Origin of the sequence: Thermoleptolyngbya sp. M55_K2018_002 (assembly GCF_015295965.1) — a bacterium.
Classification (GTDB): domain Bacteria; phylum Cyanobacteriota; class Cyanobacteriia; order Elainellales; family Elainellaceae; genus Thermoleptolyngbya; species Thermoleptolyngbya sichuanensis.
Map to the genome: position 1 here is coordinate 1 of NZ_DVEA01000385.1, position 11,466 is coordinate 11,466.

Annotated in this window: 9 protein-coding genes and 1 pseudogene; 5 read left to right on the forward strand and 5 right to left on the reverse strand. The window is 57.8% G+C overall.

Annotated elements, in window-relative coordinates:
- Positions 1-1,468, reverse strand: a pseudogene (locus IGS51_RS19755) (hypothetical protein); the annotation flags it as partial.
- Positions 1,469-1,687: 219 nt separating this feature from the next.
- Here IGS51_RS19755 and IGS51_RS19760 point away from each other — a divergent pair.
- Positions 1,688-2,404 carry a response regulator transcription factor gene (locus tag IGS51_RS19760; protein ID WP_297080502.1) on the forward strand — a complete coding sequence of 239 codons (717 nt, stop codon included), beginning with the start codon at positions 1,688-1,690 and terminating at the stop codon, positions 2,402-2,404.
- Positions 2,405-2,454: 50 nt separating this feature from the next.
- Here IGS51_RS19760 and IGS51_RS19765 read toward each other — a convergent pair whose 3' ends face one another.
- Positions 2,455-2,772 (reverse strand): cytochrome c, encoded by a 318-nt coding sequence (locus IGS51_RS19765; RefSeq protein ID WP_225894789.1) that lies wholly within the window; start codon positions 2,770-2,772, stop codon positions 2,455-2,457.
- A gap of 392 nt (positions 2,773-3,164) precedes the next feature.
- Between IGS51_RS19765 and petG the strand changes: the two genes are divergently transcribed.
- Positions 3,165-3,278, forward strand: coding sequence for a cytochrome b6-f complex subunit V (gene petG, locus IGS51_RS19770; RefSeq protein WP_068512313.1), 114 nt, complete (start codon positions 3,165-3,167; stop codon positions 3,276-3,278).
- A 186-nt stretch (positions 3,279-3,464) separates the two neighbouring features.
- On the opposite strand, the gene rsmD is transcribed toward petG, so the two are convergent.
- A complete protein-coding gene (rsmD, locus tag IGS51_RS19775; RefSeq protein WP_297080503.1) occupies positions 3,465-4,043 on the reverse strand; it encodes a 16S rRNA (guanine(966)-N(2))-methyltransferase RsmD in 579 nt (192 codons plus the stop codon).
- 89 nt (positions 4,044-4,132) lie between these two features.
- Entirely contained in the window at positions 4,133-4,780 is a 648-nt protein-coding gene (gene hisH / locus IGS51_RS19780; protein ID WP_297080504.1) for an imidazole glycerol phosphate synthase subunit HisH, read from the reverse strand.
- A 278-nt stretch (positions 4,781-5,058) separates the two neighbouring features.
- Between hisH and IGS51_RS19785 the strand changes: the two genes are divergently transcribed.
- Entirely contained in the window at positions 5,059-6,219 is a 1,161-nt protein-coding gene (locus IGS51_RS19785) for an ABC transporter ATP-binding protein (RefSeq protein ID WP_297080505.1), read from the forward strand.
- Positions 6,220-6,225: 6 nt separating this feature from the next.
- On the opposite strand, the gene IGS51_RS19790 is transcribed toward IGS51_RS19785, so the two are convergent.
- A complete protein-coding gene (locus IGS51_RS19790) occupies positions 6,226-8,304 on the reverse strand; it encodes a hypothetical protein (RefSeq protein ID WP_297080506.1) in 2,079 nt (692 codons plus the stop codon).
- Between the two features lie 443 nt (positions 8,305-8,747).
- Between IGS51_RS19790 and IGS51_RS19795 the strand changes: the two genes are divergently transcribed.
- The gene (locus IGS51_RS19795) at positions 8,748-10,658 is read left to right on the forward strand and encodes a transketolase C-terminal domain-containing protein (RefSeq protein ID WP_297080507.1); all 1,911 of its coding nucleotides are present in this window, start codon (positions 8,748-8,750) and stop codon (positions 10,656-10,658) included.
- A gap of 109 nt (positions 10,659-10,767) precedes the next feature.
- Positions 10,768-11,466 (forward strand): aminotransferase class V-fold PLP-dependent enzyme (locus IGS51_RS19800; protein ID WP_297080508.1); only part of this gene is annotated, 699 nt, incomplete at its 3' end.

Consider the following 11,466-nt stretch of genomic DNA (forward strand, 5'->3'; position numbering starts at 1 on the left):
AGTGCTGCACCGCCTGCGACCACTGCCTGCGCTGCTCCGCCTGGGCCGCCAGATCTGCCAGCCGCAGCGCCCGCTGATGGGCATCCACGGCCGTCTCTTCCTGCTGGAGACGGGCGCTGCTGTCGAGCAGGCGTGGCTGATAGAGCGCCAACAACTGCTGGGCTTCGGCGTAGGCCATCGCCGTTTCGGGAACCTGCTGCAACAGGGCGATCGCCGTTCGCCAAGTGCCGTGGGCCTCCAGCCGAGTGTCCATCGACGTGGCCGCGCCCTGTCGCGCTTCCGCCAATTCCACCGCCTGCCGCGCCCGATTCACCCAGTCCTGCGCCTTTTGCTCCAGGGTGATGCGCTGCTCAATCATGGCCAGATTTTCGGCATACTCCAGCCGTTTCTGCTGGGCCAGATCGTAGGCCGGGCTGGATTCTGACACCTGCTGCAACTGGGCGATCGCCTTTTCCCAGAGCGCCTGCGCCCGCTGCCACACCTCCAGCGGATGGGGAGGATTTTGGGCCATCTCGACGGCCTCGGTTGCGGTCGCCTGGGCCGACAGCACTTGCCCCAGCGCGGCGACCGTCGATTCGGTCTGCTGCTGTACCTGGTTCGCCGCTGCATAGTGGCGCGACCAGCGAGGAACCCGACTGAGGCGATAGCTGGCCTCCGTGAGCCGCGTATAGGATTGGGACAGGTCTTGCAGCGTCGCGCCCTGGCTCAACTGCTGGCTCACTGACTGATGCAGCCGCTCCACGGTTTGCAACTCGGCACAGCCGCCCATCACGCAGGGGCGGGTCAGGGCATAAAACGTGCCGCCAAAGGCCAGCGCCGCAACCCCTGCTGCCAGGGCGATCGCCATTCGAGAGAGCGAATAGCCCCCAGCAACAGCCGCGTCTGGATCTGGAGCCGGGGCTTGATCCGGATCTGGCAGCCCGGTTTCCGCCGGGTCTGTATGAGCCAGGTCTGTATGAGCCAGGTCTGCATGATCCAGATTTGCATCATCTTGGGGGAGACGATGCAACCGCTCTGGCGCTGCGGTGGGGACGAATGCGCTGACTTCATTCTGCTCAGCCTGGGTCTGTTCTGGGGCGATCGCAGAAAGCGCTGATCCATCGATGCGAAACTGATGGATAGCATAGGGGCGAGACTGGCCAGCCGCTCGCAGATACACCCGCACGGGCAGCGGCTGAACCTGGGCGGGAGAAAAGGGAGATTTCGCCGGAGGGATTTTGGGGGGCGATCGCCGCAGTTCATCTTCCAGACAAGCGAAAATCTCTGAAGCCTCAAAAGCCTCTAACCGACGGACAGCGGAAGCCGCTCCAGGGTCAGGCGAAACCTGCTGCACCAGCACCATCAGCACGCTTTCCCGCAGCGCACACCGCACCTGCACTGGCGGCAATCCTGGCTGCGCCGTCCGCAACAAGGTTTGCAACTGGAAGCCCAACCGATGCAATTCCGAAGGGGGGGTAGCTGTTACCATGCCGTCTATCATGCTCTAAAAGAACCGTAGATCAGCGGTCTGCCACACCGCTACGCTAGGATCGAGTCCCATATCCCTGGACGCTCACCCAAATCAATTGACCAGAGCAATTGACCAGAGGAATTAACCAGGACTGATGCAGCGAGCGGCTTACAAACTGCTCTCATAACCATCACTCAGGTTTAATGGTAAACGCAAGCGACGAATCCTCCGCAGGTCATGGATATTTTAATCGTTGAAGACGAAGCCGAAATTGCCCAACTGATCCAGCTTTATCTAGAGAAAGAAGGCTTTTCTTGTCGCGTTTGTAGTGACGGGCAGACGGCCATTCGCGTATTTCAAGAACTCCAGCCCGACTTGATTATTCTGGACTTGATGCTGCCAGAACTGGACGGGCTGGAGGTGTGTGCCCGCATTCGCCAAAAGCCCGGCCACAAAGACCCCTACATTCTAATGCTGACGGCAAAGGGCGAAGAGATGGATCGCGTAATCGGTCTGTCTACTGGAGCCGATGACTATATGGTGAAGCCGTTTAGTCCGCGAGAACTGGTGGCCCGCGTCCGGGCGCTGCTGCGGCGCACCCTGCGCCAGGGCGGACAGAGCAAGACCTACCACACGCAGCATTTTACGGTAGACGTAGACCAGCGGGCGGCCTATCGCCACGGCGACGGGCCAGAACAAAAGAGCGAACGGCTTGACCTAACTACGCTGGAATTTGACCTGTTGACCACCTTTATGAGCTATCCCGGCCGCGTGTGGAACCGGGCCCAACTGATTGAGAAACTCTGGGGTAGCGATTTCTTTGGGGATGAGCGCGTGGTAGATACGCACATCGCCCGCTTGCGGAAAAAAATTGAGTTTGATCCCGCAACGCCGAGCTTTGTGAAAACGGTAATCGGCGTGGGCTATAAGTTTGAAGATGCACCCAGCGCCTAGAAGCTGCTATGAGGACTTGCTGCCAAAGACTCTTGCTATCCAGACTCTCGCTACAAAGACTCAAGATACTCCAGCAAATCCGCCATTTCCTGAGCGTTGGGCTGAAACTGGGGCATGGGGGGCGTTTTGCCGCTGATTACCTGCTCGATTAGCTTGATGCGAGACTTGCGGGCAGAAACATGATGCAGGCTGGGGCCAACTACGCCATCTCCCGTCAATCCGTGGCAGGTTGCACAGTTCATCTGGAAGATAACTTGCCCCTGGGACGGGTTGCCCTCTAGAGCCAGCACGCTCCGCACGTAGGGATCGGGATGGCGGAGCAGCAGCAGGGCGGCGATCGCCACCAGCATCACGACCGCCGAACCCAGCAGCAACCACAGTGCCTGCCGCGACCGATCCGGAGCATCGCTGGCTGCACTCGTCACTTGCGATTCTAGAATAGGCTCGTTCAAGAGATTCGGGGTCAAGGCGGGGTGTGAATAGCGTTTCGATTTATAACCTAGCTTAAAGTTTCTTGAGCGGAGACGGCAACTCTGCACAGATTTATTTAAGGAGTGCAAATGGCAAGGTTTTGCTGGGTCTGACGGTTGCGACCCCAAGTCCTGGCGGAGTGGATTAGATGAGAGGGCGATCGCCCTTTTCTGAGAAGGGGCGAGCGAAAACGTAAAAAACCTTAAAAGCCGTGCCAAAAAATCGCCACAGGGCTGACTGCTCAACCATTCGTTGCTAAAATTTGACTTAACGTTAAGGAGATTGAACCGTGGTTGAACCGCTGCTTTCTGGAATTGTGTTGGGCTTGATTCCCGTGACGCTGGCTGGTCTGTTTGTCGCGGCTTATCTGCAATATCGCCGGGGCGACCAGTTGGGTCTGTAGGCGGATCTCTGCCCGCTCTCCGTGTTGAGATTCCGCAGGGGGCATTTGAGACGCACCCCAGCAACACTTGAAAAAAACCTTGTGAATTATCTCTAGAAATTTCTGGAAAATTGTCGGAATGGAGGCCCTTTCGGGGGTCTCTTTTTTTTAGCTCGCTCCACTCCCTTAACCCCTATTCCCCCCCATTCACGCCAGCCCCTCATCTTGCCACCTAAAAAACATCAGCGCCGTATTGCCATAGACCTTCTCGCGGCAGGGAACTAGGGGCGCGATGCGGGGCAGCAGGGTCGCCAGGGCCGTTTCAGAAAAGCGATCGCCCCCGTGTTCGACCGCCAGTTCGCCATCGGGAGCTAGAAGCTGATGACGGGCGATCGCCTCCAGCACGGGTTCATACAACTCACTGGCGTAGGGCGGGTCAAAGTAAATCCGGTCGAAGCGTTGCCCGCTCAGTTTTGGCAGCATTTGCCGCACATCGCCGCGCAGCAGCCGAAACTGCTGATTTGGTTTGGCGACGGTTTGCCAGTTTTCTGTGACCACGGCGGCGGCCCGCCCCGACTGCTCGATGCCCACGACCAGCGCTGCGCTGCGACAGAGCGCTTCGGCCCCCATTGAGCCACTGCCGCTGCACAAATCCAGCCAGCGGCAGCCCTCGATTTCCCCCTGCCAAATATTGAACAGCGCTTGCCGTACCCGAGAGGGCGTGGGGCGGGTGTCGCCGCCAGGGAGGGTTTTAATCAGGCGGTTGCCATAGATGCGGAGAGACATGGCTAGCGGTCGGCAAAAAACAGGAGGTCTGTTGCCCCCCGAAGTCCAGTCTGGGTTCACCATAGGGCGATCGCCCCAACGGTCGGCAGCTAGCCGCGAATACCCGCAAGTTCTTTGGCCTGCACCGAGGCGACGAAGTTGGCCAGCAGCTTTAGCCCGGTATCGGAGGATTTTTCGGGGTGGAACTGGACAGCCATCAGGTTGTCGCGGGCGATCGCTGCGGTTACGGTTTGCGACCCGTGGGTGGTCGTAGCCGCAATCACCCCTGCATCCGCCGGGTCGGCATAGAAGGAGTGGACAAAATAGACCCAGGGATCAGCCGCAAGCTGGTTCCACAAGGGCAGATTGGGCTGCCGAAGCTGCAACTGGTTCCAGCCCATGTGGGGAATGGTGATGCCCGGTTCATAGCGGAAACGGCGCACCCAGCCGGGAACGATGCCCAGACCCGATTCGCGTCCTTCTTCGCTGCCGTCCAGCAAGATTTGCAGCCCCAGGCAAATGCCCAGGAAGGGTTTGCCGCTGGCGATCGCATCTTTGAGGGGCGAGATCAGGTCGCGATCGCGCAAATGCTGAATTGCCGGGTCAAACGCGCCCACGCCAGGCAGCACAATGGCATCTGCCTGTCCGATATCCTTGGCCGAATCGGTGACGTGGGGAGTGGCTCCAGCGTTGGCCAGGCCTTTGCAGGCCGAGTGTAGGTTGCCCATGTCGTAGTCCACAACGGCGATCACGGTCATAACAGTTGCTCCTGGGTGGGTGGAGAATAATTTCCCTATTCTAAGCGCGGAGGCAAAACGAACGTCGGGTCTAAAGAGATTTGCAAGATTTGCTACATTTAATGGCTAAAACGTTGTCAAACTTGACCGAACGGGCGGGAAGAGGGAAGAGGGAAGAGGGAAGAACGAAGAGGGAAGAACGAAGAGGGAAGAACGAAGAGGGAAGGCCAGGTTTTCGTTTTTCGTTTTTCCTTTTTTAGATAGATGGAGAATAGAAAAATTACTGCTCCTTTTGCTCTGTGGCTCGAATTGCGCTGAACCAAATTACGCGAATCTTTAATGCAACGACGGCGATCGCCGATATTACCTTTGAAGTCCCCGATGGGCAGTTTTGGGTGATGGTGGGGCCGTCGGGCTGCGGCAAATCGACGATTTTGCGGACGATTGCGGGGCTGGAGATGGCTACGTCGGGCGATCTGTATATTGGCGATCGCCGCGTGAATGACGTGCCTGCCCGCCAGCGCGACGTGGCGATGGTGTTCCAAAACTACGCGCTATATCCCCACATGACGGTGGCGGAGAATCTGGCCTTTGGGCTGCGGATGCGGGGGGCGGATGTCTGCACGATTCAGTCGCGCATTGAGGCGGTGGCCCAGTCGCTTGGATTAACCCCCCTGCTCGATCGCAAGCCAGGCCAACTTTCCGGCGGGCAGCAGCAGCGGGTGGCGCTGGGTCGGGCGATCGCCCGCAAGCCCCAGGCATTTCTGATGGACGAGCCGCTGAGCAACCTGGATGCCCAACTGCGAGACGACACCCGCGCCGAACTCAAGCAACTGCATCAGCAGCTTGGCATCACCACAATCTACGTCACCCACGACCAGACCGAAGCCATGACCCTGGCGGATCAGATCGTCGTGCTAAACCAGGGCCGGATTCAGCAAATCGGCCCGCCCCAGGAAATCTACCAGCAGCCTGCGAACCAGATGGTGGCGACGTTTGTGGGCAATCCGCCAATGAATCTTCTAAACGCGGTCTATCTGGAGAATAGGCTGCACATCGGCGAACAAGTCCTGCCCTGTCCCGCAGGATTGCAGTCGGTGCTGGGCGATTCCCGTAGGGAAAGTGCGCCGCACCGCTTGCGCGAACGCGTCGCAACTCGCCCTGGACGGTCCATCAACCTGGGCATCCGGCCAGAGCAGTTGCAAATTTCGCCCGATGGGATTGCGCCTGATGGGATTACACCCGATGGGGAAGATGGCAGGCTGGTAGCACAGGTGACGCTGGTGGAGCCGCTGGGCCGCGAAACGCTGGTGCGGGCAAAGCTGCCGGGGGTGGCGCGTCCGATCAACCTGCTGGCTGCGCCGGAGCGGGCAGTGCAGGTGGGCGATCGCCTCTCGCTGCGGTTCGACGAGCGGGTGCTGGTTGGGTTTGATCCAGAGACAGGCGATCGCCTCCTGTAACCAGATCTATTCGTCTTCGTCCCAGTTGGGATATTGCTCCGGCGCTTTGCCGTGGCGCTCCAAAATTTTGTTGCTGCCCCGCTTGGGTTTTCCAGGCTGAATTTCTTCAAGCTGCACATTAAATTCCCAGCAATCGCCAAAGTCGAATAGGTAAGTCATCGACATACCAGGCTGTAAAGGCAGGTCGCCAATCAGCACTTCGTTACTGGCTTTGCTGTCGCGCCAGTCGTTGTAGGGATGATGAATTTCAACCGTGCGACCCATCGCGTCTTTGAAGGAAAATAGATCGAGATGATCCGAGTCGAAATCCACCGACTCTCGAATCAAGCCACCCAATGCCTCTAGAGTAGACTCGCTCGAAATCGACAGTCGCCGCCAGATTTTTCCGAGCGAAACTTTGAAAATGTAGGTTCCGGTTTGATGCGCTGGGGACTGGGGCGCAGGCAGGTTTTGTCGCCATTCGGGGAAATAGGGCTGGAAATAGGGCTGAAAGTCGCCCCAGGGCAGGGTAAAGTCGCTTTCCGAAGCCCACTGGAATTCTTGGTCGCAATAGGCGCTCAGCGCTACAGTGGCGATCGCATCTCCAATCGGCGTAGGCTTCACCCGTTTAACGCGCCAGCCCTTGCCTGCCTCAGGGCGGGGGCAGACCAACTCCACCCAGCCAAACATCTGCATCAGCGTCAGATTGTGAAATCCAGGCCAGTAGGTCAACTGATCTTGTTCGCTGTAGTTTCGGTAGGTTTTGGGCTGCTTCGACAAATCAGTCCAGGCTCTTAGAACTCGGCTCCCTTCATTCAGCAGATTCCGGTCTTCTCCCAGCAGTTCCAGATTCCCCCGGATCAGCCAGGCCTCTAGCAGCGTGAAATATTTCTCGGTGGGGTTAAGCGTTTGCCACGCCGCGTAGAGGTCAGGATTGATCACCAGCTTGGGGGTCTTACCTGTTTGGCAGATCTGAGTTAGCCCCGTCACCCGCAGCAGTAGATAGAGTCCGTACAGATTGGGGTAGGATTTTTGCTGCGGCCGTTTGAGGTCGATTTGAATCGGCTGGCTCAGCAAAGCGTTCAGATCTTTGAGGATCTTGAGACTAAGCTGTTGACGGGTGCTGCTAACTGGAATGCCGTCCGCGCCGATTCTTTCCAGCAGCCGATCAAAATCCTGAACAATGGTGCCGGGTGTGGTAGGCGTGATGCGGAGGTCTTGCAGGAGGGCGATCGCCTTTTCCGATAGGGTTACGCCTTGCTCCTGAACTGTATTTTTCAGCGTTTCCTGCTGGAAATGGTTAGCAAAACTCAGCAGCGAATTCAGCGGGTCTGCGGCATCCTCAGCGCCCGCGTCGAGGCTTTCTGATTCCTCAAGAGTTACCACGCCTGTGTCTATGAGGTGTTGGGCGATCGCGCTGATTAACGCCTGCGGGTCGGTCGGCAAATGCTCTAGCCCTGGCACTGGGCCAAGCCCAAGCTGCTGGCTCATCAGCGCCACAAACTCTGGCGGCACGCCCTCTGGCACGATCATCGGTGAGATCGCTGCTAAAGACTGCTCACGAATCTGCTGGTTATGTTGCTCCTGATAGGCGGCCAGTCCCTCCGGAGTCGTCATGTCAAACCCGCTTGCCTGCCCTGACATGAAAAACGACTTGGCTATGCCAAAGTTGCGCGGGTCGTTCATGGTTGCTGCAAAAGTCGGCTCGATTTCGTGGAGAAACGTCAGGATTTTGCTGCTGTGGCGCTGTTTGTATTCCCGCTGGACAAATTTCCAAAAAGCAATTAGCTCTGGCACAATGCAGTTCGCTTGATCCGGTTCCGCAAGGGTAATTTTGCGAGGAAAAAGCTGCTGGAGTACGATGTCTACGTCTCGCTGCCGCATTTTAGGCAGCGTTACTTCCATATAGGCATAGCCGTAGTAAAGCAGACTTCCGACCCACCCACCCAAATACCCTGCCTCTTTGGGCTGAGCCTTTAGATACGCCTGTCCTTCGGGAGAGTTGGCAAACGCTTCCACCAGCGCTGGCACATAGTCCGACTCCAGCACGGCGATCGCTTCATCAAAGTCTTTAATCCGGTCGATCTGGTTAAACTCAAAAGCCATGATCTTCTCCAGGATTGAAATAGGATAGAGCAGACGAGTGGCGATCGCTGATCGAGTGAAGGGAAGGGCAATCGCCCATCCAAAATATGCATCCCCAACTCAACCGTTCATTCACTAACCCGCTTCATGGGTGATCAGCTTCATCGGCTGCATGGATTCAAACCTACAGAAAACCTGTAAAAAACTCAACCAGTCCAAGCAGTCTGAAAATTTGAGTGCTAGGGGACAGATTGAACCACAAACAGATTTACCAACAATTTAATGAGCAGTTAATCAGCAGGGGCACGTTCGCCACTAAACTTGCATTCTGGTAGCCCTATCTCTAGGATCAACCCTAGTGAGGTGAGTGCCCTGGTCTCCAGGGAAAATCGATAGCAGCCGATCCACGCTCCAATGCTGGCGATCGCTCGCACTGCCCCAACATAAATTTATGGACAAACGCTATGACTGCAACCGGCGCAACCTTCCCCATCGACCTCGGCGCATATCAAAAACTAACGCTTGATCCCACCGTGCCTACCCTGACGGCGGATCAGAAGGCAGCCCTCAAGGCTAATATCCAGCTTTGTCGAGATGCGATCGTCTTCTTCACGGCCACAGGCGCGGCCCACGGCGTGGGCGGCCACACGGGCGGCCCCTACGACACCGTGCCCGAAGTCATGATTTTGGACGCGCTGTTTCGCGGCAAGCCAGAGTCTTTTGTCCCCATTTTCTTCGACGAAGCGGGGCATCGCGTGGGCACGCAATACCTGATGGCAACGCTGAATGGCGACCTGCCCGCCGAGCAGTTGATGAGCTATCGCCTGGCCCATTCCAAACTGCCCGGCCACCCAGAACTGGGGCTAACGCCTGGAGTCAAGTTTAGCTCCGGTCGCCTGGGGCATATGTGGCCCTATGTGAATGGCGTGGCCTTTGCCAATCCGGGCAAGACGGTCTTTTGCCTTGGCTCCGATGGCTCCCAACAGGAAGGCAACGATGCGGAAGCGGCCCGCCTTGCAGTTGCCCAACACCTCAATGTCAAGCTGATCATCGATGACAATGACGTAACCATTGCCGGCCATCCCTCCAAATATCTCCCCGGCTACAGCGTCAAGCGCACCCTGGAAGGGCACGGACTCAAAGTGCTGGAGGTCAACGGCGAAGACATCGACGCGCTCTACGCCGCCATCTGCGAAGCGGTGAACACCCCCGGCCCGATCGCCGTCATCTGCAAGCGCCCCATGTGCCCCGGCATCGAGGGGCTAGAAGGCTCGAACCACGGACACGACGTGATCTCTGTGAAGCTGGCGCTGCAATATCTGGAAAGCCGCGGCCACAGCGCCGCCGTCGCCCACCTCAACGGCATCCAAAAGCCCAAGCAGGACTACACCTTCCTGGGCATCAGCGACAAATGGGATTCCAACCGCAACGTGTTTGGCGACGCGGTGAATGGAATGCTGGCCAAAATGAGCGAAACCGAGCGCAAAGAAAAGGTGCTGGTCGTCGATAGCGATCTGGAAGGCTCCTGTGGGCTGAAGAAAATCCACGATGCCTACCCAGAAGTGTTCATTCCCTCCGGCATCATGGAGCGGGGCAACCTGTCGGCGGCGGCGGGCTTTGGCATGGAACAGGGCAAGCAGGGCATCTTCGCCACCTTTGCCGCTTTCCTGGAGATGATCATTTCCGAAATCACGATGGCGCGGCTGAACTATTCCAACCTGCTGTGCCACTTCTCGCACTCCGGCATCGACGACATGGCAGACAACACCTGCCACTTTGGTATCAACAACTTCTTTGCCGACAATGGGCTAGACGACGGCTATGATACCAAGCTCTATTTCCCTGCCGATGCCAACCAGATGAAGGCCTGCGTCGAGGCGATCTTCTTCGATCCGGGGCTGCGGTTCATCTTCTCGACCCGCTCCAAAACGCCAATCTTGCTAGACAGCAGCGGCAATGAGCTTTACGGCGGCGACTACACGTTTGTCCCTGGCAAAGATGAGGTGGTGCGCGAGGGCACGGCGGGCTATATCGTCGCGGTGGGCGATGCGGTCTATCGCGCCCTGGATGCGGTGGAGCGACTGAAGCAAGAAGGGCTGAACGTGGGGCTGATCAATAAGTCCACGCTGAACGTGGTGGACGAAGACGCAATGGCGAAGATCGGCAAGTCGCCGTTTGTGGTGGTGGTGGAGGCGTTTAACCGCCGGACAGGGCTGGGCAGCCGCTTTGGGTCCTGGCTGCTGGAGCGGGGCTACACGCCGAAGTTTGCCTACTACGGCACGCACGAAGAGGGCTGCGGCGGGCTATGGGAACAATTCCCCCACCAGGGCATCGACCCAGTGGGCATCATCGACAAAGTGAAAAAGCTGGTGTAGAACTGGGCAGGAGCGATCCTCCCGATGCCTCTTTGCTAATTTTTGCTAAGAGAGGCCTTAGGCACAGGGTGGGCGCTGCCTGCCCTGCTGTTTAGCCCTCTTAGACGAAATGCCTCATCAGCCGATTTATCTCGACAATCACGCGACTACGCCCGTCGATCCGCGAGTGGTAGAGGTAATGCTGCCCTATTTCACGCAGCATTTTGGCAACCCCTCTAGCACGACGCATTCCTACGGCTGGGCGGCAGAGGCGGCGGTGGGGCGATCGCGCTCCATCCTTTCCGCCGCGATCAACGCGACCCCTGAAGAACTGATCTTCACCAGCGGCGCAACGGAAGCCAACAACCTGGCAATCAAGGGCGTGGCGGAAGCCTATGTTTCTCAGGGGCGACATATCATCACCCTGACAACGGAACACAGCGCCGTCCTCGATCCCTGTACGTATCTGGAATCCCTGGGCTTTGAAATTACGCGGCTGGGCGTGCAGCCCGACGGCTTGGTAGATTTAGCCGCCCTAGAAAAGGCAATCCGGCCCGATACGATCCTGGTGTCGGTGATGGCGGCAAATAACGAAATTGGCGTGTTGCAACCGCTGGCAGAGATTGGCGCGATTTGTCATCAACACAATGTGCTGTTCCACACGGATGCCGCGCAGGCGATCGCCAAAATTCCGCTAGACGTGCAGGCGATGCAGATTGATCTGATGTCCCTGACGGCCCACAAGGTCTACGGGCCAAAGGGCATCGGGGCGCTGTATGTGCGGCGGCGCGACCCACGGGTGCAGCTTGCGGTAGTACAGGCGCAGCTC